Raw genomic sequence first — 12,216 nt, 5'->3', positions numbered from 1 at the left:
CCGGCCTGCGCACGACGGCCTATGAGGAGGTCTTCAGCACGCTCCACCCCCCGTCGACGACGAGGGAGGCGCCGGTGACGAAGGACGCGTCCTCGCTCAGCAGAAAGGCGATGGCGCCGGCCACCTCCTCGGGGCGCCCGAGCCTGCCCATCGCCGTCTGCTCCGCGCTGGCCTGCCGGTCCGCCTCGGGGATGCCGTCCCACGCGCGGGTGAGGACCGGTCCCGGAAGCACCGCGTTCACGCGCACATCGGCTCCGTACTCGACCGCCAACTGCCGCGCCAGTCCGGTCAGGGCCGCCTTGGCCGCCGCGTAGGCGGGACGGCCCGGCATGCCCACGAGGGCGTGCACGGAGGAGACGAGGACGGCACTGCCCCCGGTTGCGCGGAGGTCCTCCAGGCAGGCCCGGAATCCCAGGAAGGCGCCCGTGAGGTTCACGGAGAGTTGACGGTCCCACTCCGCCCGGTCGATCGTGTGGGCGGCGCCCATGCGCACCGTGTACGCGTTGCTGATGAGCCCCGCGACGGGGCCGAAGTGCTCGTGGGCAGCCCCGACGACACCACCCCAGGCGGCGTCGGTGGAGACGTCTCCGTGCTGGTAGACGGCCCTGCCGCCGGCGGCCCGAATGGCTTGGGCCGTCTCCTCGCCCGAGCGGTCCGCGACGTCGACCAGCACGACGCCGGCTCCCTCGGCGGCCAGCCGGTGCGCGGTGGCGGCGCCGATACCCGAAGCCGCCCCGGTGACGACGACACAGCGGCCGGAGAAACGATCGTTGACTGGGCGGTACGGGTTCACCTGCGGCTCCCGAGCGGCATCGTTCAACAGGAGGATCGATACGGAGGCCCGCGAAGAGGCCCGCACAATTAAATATGAATTAATAAGGGCTGCCAAGAGGGTGAAGCCGGTGCGATCCGCCCAGGGGCAGCCGAGCGGCAGCCGGTGAGGGTGATCCTGCCCCAAGGGCCGACCATGTCACCCTTCAGCCGGTGATGACCGCTGTCCGGTGTCCTGGCCCGGCTGCGCGGTGATCAGGAGGTTCCGCTGGTCGCCTGCCCGACCTCCGGCGAGTGGGTGGTCCTCCGGGCCCTGGGCGGTGAGGGGATCGTGGAGTACCTGGGCATGCCGAAACGGGCCGGCGCCAACCACCTCCTCACCTTCGCGGCCGGGCACCCGCCGCCCACCCGGTGGCCGCCCCATGGATGACACGCCGCTGTTCCGCCCGGCCGCCCCGGAAGCAATCCTCACCAACGCCCGCCGACTCCACTTCACGCTCTCGTGCGAGAAGCGCACCGGGTCCCTGCTGGCCACCCTCACCGCGTCCAAGCCCGGCGGCAGGCTGCCGGAGCTGGGCACGGGCGTGGGAGCCGGAGCCGCGCGGATCGCCGCGGGCATGGACGCGATCGCCACTCTCGTCACCGCCGAGCAGGACCTCACCGTCGGCGTTGCGCTCGTGGACGGGCTGCCGGGCCGCGCCCCGGCCGCGGCCGCCGCCGTCTGGGCCGGCGTCCGCCCGGCCGTGGACGTGGTCTTGGCGGCGTTGGACGTGGCCGCGACCGTCTACGTGATGCGCGGGTGCTTCACCCGCCGACACCCCCGCGCCTACGCCGCAGGCGTCGGTGCCAGAGGCGTTCACCGATTGCCATACCGGAGAGGACCGATCGGATCAGGGGCGCGGGGCATCCGCCCCGCCCGACGAACCGGCACCAGAAGCGCCCCGGGTCGCGCCCGCGCTCCGCCTCCGGCGTGTGGCGGTCAGTGTGCGCCGGGCCGTTTCCGCCAAAGGGCCACCTTCGGCCATTCCCGGCCGGATGTCTCCTCCAAGCCGACACGCGTCCGTACGGTTGGTGATCCGCGCTACATCGCACCACATCGCACCACATCGCACGATGAGCTGCCCTGCGGATCGAACCGCTACGGGCGTGCCGCGCACCGGGGGGTGTCGACGGGCATGCCGGGCTCCTGACCAGGGTCCCCGCGTATCCATCGACAGTGAATGGAGCTGATGAGTCATGGCGACGGAGGTACCGGCCTGGCCCGGACCCTGGACCGACGAGATCAACGGCATCGTGAAGGGCAACGCCGCCCTCGGCCCCGAGAACAAAATGGTCAAGAAGCTGCCCACCGAGCAGCGGGCCACCATAGCCGCGCGGGGCGAGGAACTGGTCGCCAGTCTGCTGAACCCGGACGCCTTGGCCACCGAGGCCAAGGGCATCCTCATCCAACTGAATCTCGACCTGATCACCCCCGCTGCGCAGAACCCCACCGTCCAGAAGCTGATGGCGAACCCGGGCTACCGGCCGCCGAGCGCCCTGAACGGCACCTGCTACAACGCCGCCCTGGAACTCATTGTCGCCAAGGCCTTGTGGCGCGCGGGACACACGGACATCCTGCCCTGGCCCGTCGAGGGCACCGCCGCCAAGCCCGACTTCGTGATCGACGGCCACCACCCCGAGCCGGCCGGGCATACCGACACAACCTTCTACGCCGCCTGCCCGGTGGTCGCCGACACCCTGAAGGTCGGCGGCTGGAAGACCGCGGAGGATCTGGTCACCGGACTCGTCAACGGGGTGACCAACAAGGTCGGGACGTATCGGGGCAAGACCGTGGGCGTGGTCCTGGAAGCCGCCGACAATCCCTGCCTCTACCAGGGTGACGAGCTGATCTCTGGTGACGAGGCCATCATCGACGCGTTCCAAAAACGTATCGAGGCGCTGGACGCCGGCATCCGGCAACGGCTGCTCTTTGTATACGTCGTCCTGCCGGGCGCCGCCGTGGTGACCATGGACGCGGCGGCCTGGGGCTGAGGCCCGTTGTGACATTGCTGGTCACAGCCAGGCGTTGAGGACTGCGACCAGCACGGTTGCCTCGCACAGGTCTCATACCCACGCCAACGATCCCGCCCCGTCACACGTGACGGTGGCGCGACCGAGCACGCCCCGCCCGCCGCGCCCACCGTCCCGGGCGTGCCCGCGCCCGCCGGGGCGGACCGCGGCGGGCAGCCGGCCCACCGACCCCGCCCCGCCCGCCCCGCCTGCGGGAAGGACCGTGTACCTACACCACCGCGCACCACCCGGTAGCCGCGCCGCTCCGCCATCAAGCGGCCGCCGGCCGCCCGCCAACTGCGCCGGTCCGGTCGGCGCACCAGGTGAGAGGTCGGTGACCGGCCCCCTTACCAGGTGACCCTTTCCTCGGTCTTTCCTCCCTTGTCCATCCTCGCCACCGCACCCTCTCCGGGCCCTGACCGAGGTCTTCTCCAAGGTCTTCTTCGAGGTCTTCTGCGAAGTCCTGTGCGCGGTCTCGTGCGAAGTCTCATCACCGAGTCCGGCGGAGCGCCCACGAAAGCGGCCGCTGACCTCGGGGACAAGGGCCCGCGGCCGGGGCGGCGGGCGACGCCGCGGCGCCCAGAGCGGCGAGCGGGGAGCGCTGCCCTTTGCGCAGGGCGCGCAGCCGCGTGTAGTCGATCTCGGGGTGCTGTCCAGGCAGGGCGTCGACGTCGGCGGTGCGGAACAAGGACACCTGCACCGCGCCGCGTCGACTGGGCCGAAGCGCACCTCCCGATGCTCAACCGGGGTGATCCAGCCGAGCCGGACCATGTGATTCCAAACCACGCGCGGCGGGGTCCATCGCCTCCACCGCCGCCCGGGACCACTGCCACGCCGTCGCGTCAAAGGCCGGGACGGCACCGGTGTGCCGAGCCCAACGGAACACTGCCACTGACGCACGCAATCGCACCGCGGCCTGCGCCTCGCTGTATTCGCTGCGCCGTGTCGTCTCGTTCCCCTCTCTCGCCGGCCCATTTTCACGAAAGTAGACAAAGCGTCCCGAGAGTCGCGAAAGCTTTCAGTAGTCGGTGACACGGCTGAGTTGGTGGTCTGCGACGGGAACCGCGCCCGCGCACTGGAACACGCGCGGGCGTCAAAGGTCGGGATTTCGTGGCTGCTGTGACTGGCGGTGCGTCACCGCCTCAGGGGTGCCCGCTCCCGCTCTCGGCCGAGGGCGCCTGCGGGCCCGCCCCCGCCGCCCGGCGCCGGGCGGACCGTCAGGACGCGGGGGCGAGCGCGTCGAGAAGCAGGTGCACAGGCATCACGAGCGCTTGGTCGACATCGGCCTCGGGCTGGTCCAGGTCGCCGACGGCCGGAACCGGCCGTCGGCGACCCGCTTGCCCCGGTGCACAAGCACGGGCGCCCGGTGTCGCGGCCCGTGCCCGGGGCCCGGTCAGCCGTTGTGGAAGGGGCGCTGAACGAGAGGGGCCGCGGGCGCGTGGCGGGAGGAAGGCTCGGACTGGGCCGCGTTGCGCAGGTGCTCGGCGAGCGCCGCGACCGCAGGCGATGCGGCGCGGTCCTTGACGCCCCAGGCCAGGAGATGGTGGCGGCGGGCCCAGGGATCCTGGAGTGCGCATATGTCCAGGGGCCGGCGGGGGTCGACGGCGTGCCGCGGTACGACGGCCAGCCCGACGCCGGCGGCGGCGAGGGCGACGACGACGTTCAGGTCGGCGACCGTGGTCCGGTGGCGCGCCACCGGAGCATGGGGCCCCAGGTGCTTCTCGATCCAGCGGCGCAGCGACGAGTCGGCGTCGAGCCCGACGAGAGGCTGCTCGGCGACCTCCCGGTAGGTCAGCGCTGCCCGTCCGGCGAGGACGCCTCCGGCCTGGCCGATCACGACGAGGGAGTCGTCGCCGAGGAACTCCGTGCGCAGACCACAGTCGCGGGCCTCGTCGTCGAGGACGACCCCCAGGTCCGCCTCTCCGTCGGCGAGCATCCGCACGGTCCGCGGGGTGCGGCTCTCGGACACCGTGACGTCGACGTCCGGGTGGGCGCGGAGGAACGAGACCAGGGCCTGCGGCACCAGCCGATGCATCGCGGAGCCGCCGCCCAGCAGGGTCAGCGGAGCGGTCGTGGACTGGGTGTAGCCCGCGACGGCGCTCTCGAGCCGCGCGGTCCGGTCGAGCACGTCGCGCGCATGGCGGGCCAGGGTCGTCCCCGCAGGCGTGGGCCGCACGCCCCGCCGACCGCGGATCAGCAGTGCCACGCCGGCGTGGTGCTCCAGGGAGCGCACCCTGGCGCTGGCCGAGGGCAGGCTCAGGTGCATGCGGCGGGCGCCCGCCGTGATCGACCCCTCCGTGACGATGTGCAGAAAGAGCCGCAGGTCGTCCAGGTCATAACGCACCGGACCAGCCTAAGGCCCAGCCTTAGGCCGGGTACACCGATGACGCATTGCGGACCCCCTCCGCGCCGGGCGATGCTCGGCGTGTGCCCGAGTCCTCGCTCGTCCTGCTGGCCGGTGTCGCCGCCGGAGTCCTGAACGCCATGGGCGGTGGGGGCACGTTCGTGGCGCTGCCCGCTCTCGTCGCGTTCGGCCTGCCGCCGGTGACGGCGAACGCGGTGTCGCGGGTCGCCCTCGCCCCCGGCGCCATGGCCGCCGCGTGGGTGTACCGGCGCGAGCTCTCCCCGGTCGGGGCCACGTCCACGCGGGCGCTGACCGTGACCAGTGTGATCGGCGGCGGAGCCGGCGCCGTCCTGCTGCTGGTGCTGCCGGCGTCGTCGTTCGACGCCGCGGCGCCGTGGCTGCTCGCCTTCGCGACGGTCGTCCCCGCCCTCGGCCGCCGCCTGCCCCGGGCGCTGGGCAGCGCGCTGGGCCGCTCGGTCGCGATGAGCCCACGGGCCGTCCTGACCGGGCAGTTCGTCCTCGCCGTGTACGGCGGATACTTCGGCGGAGCCGTAGGCATCACGATGCTGGCCCTGTGGAGCACCGGCCTCGGCCTCGACGCCGCGGAGAGCAACCCGATGCGGATCACCCAGCTCGCGGCCATCTGTCTGAGCGCGACCGCGCTGCTCCTGCTCGCCTCCGACGCACTGAGCGCTCCGCTGCTCCTCTCCACCATGCTGGTCGGCGCCGTGGCCGGGGGCTTCGCCGGCGCCCACCTCGCCCGCCGCCTCCCCGCCCGGCTGCTGCGGGGCATCGTCCTGACCACCGCCGCCACCATGACCCTCCTGTACTTCCTGCGCGGCTGACCCCCCGGGGAGCCGCAGCGACCACCCCCGTCATCGGGAGCCGAGACCGACCGACATGACCGAAAGCGACCTGGAGAACGCAGCCCCGTATCCGGACGCGGCGCGAGCGAGGCTGGTGATGGCCTACGAAGCATGCGAACTGGCCGACCTCGCGCGCCGCCGTCCCGATCGGCGAGCACGAGCTGAACACCGACGGCACCCCCCGCACACCGGGCGCTGCGCTGGCCGACGCCGCCCGAGTGCTCGCCGCCGCACACCGCTACCTCGAAGCCGCCGCCGTGTTCGAGCGCCTCGGCGGCGCCGACTGGCAGCTCATCGGCGACGTCCTGGGCCTGCCCGCCCACACCGCTCGGACCCGCTACGAGAACCCCGAGACCGCCTTCCGCAACGACCTGCTCTCCCCCGGGAACACCCGCACCCCCCGCGGCCCGATCCCCCTGCTGACCCACATCGCCAGGGAACCACTGGAAACAGCCCTCGACCTCGACGAGTGGGTACTGCACCACCAGGACGGCGACAACAACCTCGGCCCCACACCGGTCTCCCACGCCCTGTCCCCGCAGGCACCCCAACGCCGCCCGGAGCCCTCCTCCTGACCCACCGGGACCACAGAGACCGTCCGCATCGCCGACCGACACGCCCCCACCACGGACCCGGGTGGACCGTCGTCCGGAGCGGTGGCCGACCGCACCGGACCACCACTCCGACCGAGCTGATCGCCGCCGCCCCACCCGACCGGCAGGCCGGTCACCAGTACATGGGTCGACGTCCGGTAGCCCACCGCCTCCGGGACTGCTGAACGTCCCGGCCTTAAGGGCCCGCCGCCACCCGGCTGCGGGCCCTTAGCGGGCCTTTGATTCATTGAGGTCCGTTTAGTTCGGGTCGGGCCGCTTCTTCTGGAGCACCTCGCCGACCAGATGAAGACGGCGGCGATGTGGAGTCCAGCCAGGTGGATGGTGGCGATCTTGTCGTGGCGGGTGGTGATGCCGCGCCACTGGTCGGGTAGCCGGGTCGCGTCGCCGTGCCCCGGCCTCCTCAGAACCGGACGCGCCTGTTTCCAGGCATCACGGCTCAAGCGAGCCCGGAGGCTCCACAGGTTCTGCTCTCTTCCGGTCGCTGTCGCCTGAATGGCGCTGGGCGATGGCATCCCGAGCGGACGAGCCGAAGGTTCTCGCTCTCATCGGAGCCGCCATGTCGCCGGTGGATGAAGTGGTGTTTGTGCAACCGCTTCTTCATCGCGTCGAACCATTCGATCCACTCGCGTGGACTGTCAGGCTCGTATTCCGCGCCCGATGAGCACCCGACCGCACAGTGAACGGATTCCCTTCTGGCGGGCTGCCAGAGTAAGACCGATCTTGTCCATCGGTGGCGGTGTGCGCGTTCGGCGGCGTCGACTCCAGTAGTCGCGGATTTGAGGGTCGTAAGATGACGACTTTCCCCTGACCAACTGGTGCCGTCTGATGTTGGCTGGGACGGCCCCCCGGCGAGATGCACCGCCCCCTGCTCGCCCTGGACCTCGTCTTCCGCCCGCTTTCCCGCCCCGGGTCCGTGGCCCGCTGGCCGCCGAACGTGCCACTGCCCCACCGCCGCAGCCCGAGGCACCGGCCGGTCCGGGCGTGGTGCCGGGCCGTCGCCAGATGGGGCTGCGAGCTGCCGGACCCGTGCCGCCGACGCCTGCGGCCGCGCCGGGCAGCCAGACCCGGCCCGCGTCCTCGGCCTGACCGTCCCGGCCGGGGTGGGACGGCGGCGTGCCGCCTGCCGGGGGCCGGTTGGAGCGGTAACCCCGGACCGGGAACCTTGTTGCAGGTCACCTGCTGCGGCAGGGGATACCGGTGGTCGCCGTGCAGCCGCGGGTTCGGCTTCCCCCCTCTTCCCGCGGCTCCTGCGACGGATTCCAGGTGGCGGCGCCTCCGGCGGAAGGTGTCGGAGGCCGCCTCTGCGGGCATCCTCGGGACTCGCCGGGTCGGGGCCAGTTCAGCGACGGCGCAGGATCGCCCCGACCACCAAGGTGCCGACATAGACCATCAGAGGCAGCACCCCGATCAGCGCAAAGGGGTGGAACACGACGTCCGCGAACGCGTTGGTGTCGGTGCCGTCGTACATGCCCGCGGCCAGCGCGACGAGGAAGAGCACGGTCCCGATCAGGAACGCGCCCAGCATCGCCCTGACCGCGATGTGCACCAGCGGCGTCGGATGCCTGCGCATGCGCGCGATCTTGTCCGCCGCCTCGGGAGCGGGCGCCCAGTCGTCCCCCCTGCGCAGCATCCACACCTCGCGCAGGGCCGCCACCTCGCGTGCCAGGTCGGGAGTGTTGCGGTCGTTCAGGTGCGGCAGGATGCGCCGCCGCCCCCGTGCGTCGTACAGCACGACGATCCGGCTCGGCGCCCCCTGTGCCCCCGCCCCGGGGTTCACCTCGATCTCGATGCCCTGCACGTCCGGCCAGGCCGTGCCGCGGCTGCGGAACGCTCCGCGGACCGTCAGACAGGTCTCGTCGCTGATCGTCGCCGTCACCTTGACCTGGCGCAGCACGAACAGGGACAGGGCGGCGAGCGCCACGCCGACGGCGGCAGGAACGATGATCGGCACCTCGTCGTCCACAGCCATCCGCGCGATCAGCGCGATGCCTCCCAGGGCGGGAAGGGCCAGACCGACCCACAGCCAACTGCCGCCCGCATAACGGTACTCACGACGATACGGGTCATTGAGCATCACGGGCGCAGGCTATTCCACCCCCGCGGGACCGGTCCCGCCGCAGGCAAACGAGCCGGACGCCGACTGGTGCGCGGTGGCGCGGGCAGGCCACCGCGGCCCAACCTGTCCCGGCCTGGGAGGGGCCGCTGTCCCGGGCGGCAGCACGCGCCCGGCCTGCGAGGTCACGGCCTCGGGCATGAGACGGGGCCAGCTCGCCGCAGCCAGCCGTCCCGGGCGGCCGCCCACCGCCCCCGCAAGGACCGTGTGACGACCCCACCACCTCCCACCCGGCGACCGCGCCGGTACAAGCAGGGCCTGGCCGCCCGGCGCCGCCGGACGGCGAACGCGTCCCAACCCCGCCACGTGCGGGGTGCGGGGGTCGTGTCCGGTCGGCGCACCAGGCGCGGTCGGTGACCGGCCCCCTCTCGCAAGCCGTCGGACTGGCGGCTGGGATCCTCTGCTCCAGCACCCGCCCCGCCCGCTGAACTCGCTGCGGGACGCTGCCGCGTCGGCTGGGGGACGAACCGTCCGGTCAAGGGGTGGCCAAGGGTCAAAACGGACATCCCAGCCCGGTGGAGGAAGCCGCGGGCAAGGGGAGGACTCCTCACGGCGGCTGTCCGCTCGTGCCCCGCCTGGACGGGCGGGACCGTCGCCGATCCGGCCCGCAGCAGGTCGCGGGAACCCAGGACCGGCAGGTCACGGGCTCGATGGACATCACGCCCGCTCCCGTCACGGAGGAGAGCGACCAGCACATCGCCGACCTGCGAGCCCCGCTCCAACGCGCCATCCCCCTACTCGGCCACTCCGCCAACCTGGAAGCGACCACCGACCCCGGGCACTCGGAACTGCTGCTCACCACGGCCGACCACCTGACGAACCTGCCGGCCCGCACCGCGCCCTGAGCGGCAACTCACCCCACGCCGGGCCCGGCACACTCGCCGAAGGGCTGGGACCCACGGGGTCTTGGAGCGCCGACAACTTCGCTCCACGGGTCCTCCCGGGGCGAAGTGCACGCCGGCTCTCGAGGACGACAAGAGCCCGCGGCCGTGACGGCGGGCCCTTGTCGTGCAGTGATTTCTCAATCCAAGGCTGAAAAGACGACCGAGGGCTCAGCCTGGGCTCATCCGATGCGTCCGGACGTAGGCTCGACATGTCAAGGGCGTGAGGTGATCCTTGTGCCATGGTTTTCCGCTGGCTCCGCCGCCGCAAGTCGGTATTCGACGATCGCTCACAGCCGCAACCCACTGCGGGGCACGAGGGGCAAGGTGATGAAGGGCCCGCGTGCACTGGATGTGGCAGGACTGCTCGAGAGGCGAGGCCAGTGCCGGTGTGCCCGGCGTGCGGGAGGGAGGACCACGATTTCATCGGGGGCGCCGTGGCCAGGAAAGTCATGCGGAAGGGGTCCATGACAACGTACTGTCTGGGATGCCGCCAGGTGTCGTTCATGTTCGAACCGGACACGGTCTGCAAGGACTGCCTGTCCCTGCTGCCTGACCTCAACCAGCGGCTGCGGGAGAGGTTCGCCGTGCAGGGTCCGGGAAGTCCTGAGGGACTAGGGTGCATTGGCTGCGGCTTCGCGGAGCGGATCCCACGTATGGCGCAGGTCGTGGGCTGCCCGCACTGCGCCGGAGAATTGACCATCGAACAGGATGACTTCCCACAGCAGGGAGTGATTCTGTCGTGCGGATTCTGCGGCAAGGCCGTGCGCATCCCGCCGACCGTCTGGTGTCCCGAGTGCGGCCTCAACTTCCGGAGAGATGGCATTGCCGACCTGGTCAGGGAGGCCACTGAGGCCACCGCCTGACCTTTCGCTCGTGCGGGCGGGTGGTGAAGGTCGGCGGATGAGTGATGTAGTCCGCAGGTAAGAAGGTGCTGATGCGGAAGCTGGCTGCCGCGTTGAGCAGCGGCCGGGCGCGTCGGCTGCACAACGGCCGCAGGCGCGGCGGCGGCCCTCGTATCTGTTTTCGAAGCTGTGCCAGCCGGGTCCCTCCTCGTGCACCCGGCGGGTACGGTCGGCTCGGCAGTCACGCGCTGCCGGACGCCCTGGCCCCAGCCCGGACACCGGGGCCATCGCCCATCCCCGAGCCGGGGCTGCGGGGCTCAGGCCGCGGGCGGCGCCCGCGGTGCCCAGGGCGGCGAGCGGGAGCGCTGTCCCTTGCGCAGGGCGCGCAGCCACGTGAAGTCGTTCTCGGGGTGCTGTTCGGGCAGCACCCCGTCGGGGTTGCCGGACAGGTCCGTCAGCAGCCCGCGTCCGATGAGCCGAGGCACGACGAACACGGTGACCGCCGCGGCTTGGCCGGGCTGGTTGGGGGTGCTGGCCGCGGCGGCGATGCGGTCCGCGGCCACCGCCCCGGGGATCGGCGCGTGGGACATCGCGGCCCGGATCGCGGCGGGGTCCATCGCCTCCACCGCCGCCCGGGACCACTGCCGCGCCGTCGCGTCCGGGGCCGGGACGGCACCGGCGTACCGAGCCCGACGGAACACCGCCACCGGCACCCGCAACCGCCCGCGGTCTGCGCCTCGTCGTATTCGCTCCGTCGTGTCACGCGCTTGGCAAAGGTCGTCTTGTTGGGGCTGTGGTGACTGGTGGTGCGTCACCGCCGCAGGGGCGCTCGCTCCCACTCCCGGTCTCGGCTGAGGGCGCCTGCGGGCCCGGCACGCCCGGCGCCCGCCGCCCGGCGCCCTGTCCACGTCAGCCTCAGTGCCCAGTGCCGCATCAGCCAATGTTCGCCCTGTAGTGCCTCAGAGCGGTGATGGCGCAGGTCTCGACGAACGCGATGTCTGAAAACCGCCAGCATGCTCGCGGCCGGTCGGGCGAGGATCCGCCCATGATCGCTGAAACGCAGGGAATCCGTATCCGGCATCGCGGGCATGAACCGCAGGTCCATCCCACCGCCTACGTCGCCCCGACGGCCACGCTGGTCGGTGATGTCCGCGTGGGGCCGAGGGCACGGGTGATGTACGGTGCGGTGCTCGATGCCGAGGGGTCTCGGGTCGAGGTCGGGGAGGCGGCGGTGATCTGCGAGAACGCGGTGCTGCGCGGGTCTGCGGTCGCCGGCGATCAGCCGGTGCTTGTCGGCGACCACGTCTTCGTGGGGCCGCATGCCACGCTGCTGGGCTGCGAGGTCGGCAGGTGCGTCTATGTGGCGACCACGGCGACGGTTTTGCAGTGCGCACGGTTGGGGGCCGGCTCGGTTGTCGCTGTCGGCGCGCTCGTCCATGCGCGCACCGTTCTGCCGGACGAGTACTTCGTGCCGCCGCACACCGTGGCGCTTGACGCACCGGTGCGGCTGCTGGCCCCTGGTGACCCGGGCCTGGCCGAGGCCGTCGGCCGGGTGGGCTTCGCCAAGGTGGCGTTCGGTGTCGATACCGAATGGACCGACCGGATCAACCGGTACGAGCACATCGCGGAGGTGCGCGTCGCCGAGTTCGGCACGCACGCCGACGACGAGGTTCTGAAGCTCGGCTAGCACCGCATCAGCGACCCTTGTGCTGTGCTGTGCTGTGCTGTGCTGA

12 protein-coding genes are annotated in these 12,216 nt (G+C 71.9%); 7 read left to right on the top strand and 5 right to left on the bottom strand.

Annotated features, from left to right (window positions below; translation table 11 throughout):
* Positions 1–19: 19 nt before the first annotated feature.
* The gene (locus tag ACYVO2_RS20730) at positions 20–823 is read right to left on the bottom strand and encodes an SDR family NAD(P)-dependent oxidoreductase (protein WP_461009463.1); all 804 of its coding nucleotides are present in this window, start codon (positions 821–823) and stop codon (positions 20–22) included.
* A gap of 370 nt (positions 824–1,193) precedes the next feature.
* On the opposite strand from ACYVO2_RS20730, the gene ACYVO2_RS20725 reads away from it, so the two are divergent.
* Together ACYVO2_RS20725 and ACYVO2_RS20720 are read left to right on the top strand one after the other, a co-directional pair.
* Positions 1,194–1,961: a hypothetical protein gene (locus ACYVO2_RS20725; protein ID WP_461009399.1), complete on the top strand. Its 768-nt coding sequence runs from the start codon at positions 1,194–1,196 to the stop codon at positions 1,959–1,961.
* Between the two features lie 46 nt (positions 1,962–2,007).
* Positions 2,008–2,802: a hypothetical protein gene (locus ACYVO2_RS20720; protein WP_461009398.1), complete on the top strand. Its 795-nt coding sequence runs from the start codon at positions 2,008–2,010 to the stop codon at positions 2,800–2,802.
* Positions 2,803–4,213: 1,411 nt separating this feature from the next.
* Here the strand turns inward: ACYVO2_RS20720 and ACYVO2_RS20715 are convergent.
* Positions 4,214–5,164, bottom strand: coding sequence for a LysR family transcriptional regulator (locus ACYVO2_RS20715; RefSeq protein WP_461009397.1), 951 nt, complete (start codon positions 5,162–5,164; stop codon positions 4,214–4,216).
* 83 nt (positions 5,165–5,247) lie between these two features.
* Between ACYVO2_RS20715 and ACYVO2_RS20710 the strand changes: the two genes are divergently transcribed.
* Both ACYVO2_RS20710 and ACYVO2_RS20705 read left to right on the top strand, forming a co-directional pair.
* On the top strand, positions 5,248–6,009 hold the full coding sequence (locus ACYVO2_RS20710) for a sulfite exporter TauE/SafE family protein (protein ID WP_461009396.1): 762 nt from the start codon (positions 5,248–5,250) through the stop codon (positions 6,007–6,009).
* Between the two features lie 239 nt (positions 6,010–6,248).
* Positions 6,249–6,605: a hypothetical protein gene (locus ACYVO2_RS20705; protein ID WP_461009395.1), complete on the top strand. Its 357-nt coding sequence runs from the start codon at positions 6,249–6,251 to the stop codon at positions 6,603–6,605.
* Between the two features lie 475 nt (positions 6,606–7,080).
* Here the strand turns inward: ACYVO2_RS20705 and ACYVO2_RS20700 are convergent, their stop codons facing one another.
* Positions 7,081–7,245 (bottom strand): HNH endonuclease signature motif containing protein, encoded by a 165-nt coding sequence (locus ACYVO2_RS20700; protein ID WP_461009394.1) that lies wholly within the window; start codon positions 7,243–7,245, stop codon positions 7,081–7,083.
* A gap of 738 nt (positions 7,246–7,983) precedes the next feature.
* Entirely contained in the window at positions 7,984–8,721 is a 738-nt protein-coding gene (locus tag ACYVO2_RS20695) for a hypothetical protein (RefSeq protein WP_461009393.1), read from the bottom strand.
* A 686-nt stretch (positions 8,722–9,407) separates the two neighbouring features.
* On the opposite strand from ACYVO2_RS20695, the gene ACYVO2_RS20690 reads away from it, so the two are divergent.
* A complete protein-coding gene (locus ACYVO2_RS20690; protein WP_461009392.1) occupies positions 9,408–9,602 on the top strand; it encodes a hypothetical protein in 195 nt (64 codons plus the stop codon).
* 542 nt (positions 9,603–10,144) lie between these two features.
* Positions 10,145–10,504: a hypothetical protein gene (locus ACYVO2_RS20685; RefSeq protein WP_461009391.1), complete on the top strand. Its 360-nt coding sequence runs from the start codon at positions 10,145–10,147 to the stop codon at positions 10,502–10,504.
* A 296-nt stretch (positions 10,505–10,800) separates the two neighbouring features.
* Here ACYVO2_RS20685 and ACYVO2_RS20680 read toward each other — a convergent pair whose 3' ends face one another.
* Positions 10,801–11,184 carry a hypothetical protein gene (locus tag ACYVO2_RS20680; RefSeq protein WP_461009390.1) on the bottom strand — a complete coding sequence of 128 codons (384 nt, stop codon included), beginning with the start codon at positions 11,182–11,184 and terminating at the stop codon, positions 10,801–10,803.
* Positions 11,185–11,528: 344 nt separating this feature from the next.
* Between ACYVO2_RS20680 and ACYVO2_RS20675 the strand changes: the two genes are divergently transcribed.
* A complete protein-coding gene (locus ACYVO2_RS20675) occupies positions 11,529–12,170 on the top strand; it encodes a gamma carbonic anhydrase family protein (protein WP_461009389.1) in 642 nt (213 codons plus the stop codon).
* The last annotated feature ends 46 nt before the right edge of the window (positions 12,171–12,216 follow it).

The sequence above is a fragment of the Streptomyces capparidis genome (assembly GCF_054782095.1).
The sequence above is the reverse complement of the archived record's forward strand: the minus strand, read 5'-3'. Positions and strand labels throughout refer to the sequence as shown.

Excerpts from the sequence above, each read along its gene's own strand:
- ACYVO2_RS20725 (WP_461009399.1), top strand. The coding sequence starts at position 1,194 with ATGGATGACACGCCGCTGTTCCGCCCGGCCGCCCCGGAAGCAATCCTC.
- ACYVO2_RS20720 (WP_461009398.1), top strand. The coding sequence starts at position 2,008 with ATGGCGACGGAGGTACCGGCCTGGCCCGGACCCTGGACCGACGAGATC.
- ACYVO2_RS20700 (WP_461009394.1), bottom strand. The coding sequence starts at position 7,245 with ATGAAGAAGCGGTTGCACAAACACCACTTCATCCACCGGCGACATGGC.
- ACYVO2_RS20690 (WP_461009392.1), top strand. The coding sequence starts at position 9,408 with ATGGACATCACGCCCGCTCCCGTCACGGAGGAGAGCGACCAGCACATC.
- ACYVO2_RS20685 (WP_461009391.1), top strand. The coding sequence starts at position 10,145 with ATGTTCGAACCGGACACGGTCTGCAAGGACTGCCTGTCCCTGCTGCCT.
- ACYVO2_RS20675 (WP_461009389.1), top strand. The coding sequence starts at position 11,529 with ATGATCGCTGAAACGCAGGGAATCCGTATCCGGCATCGCGGGCATGAA.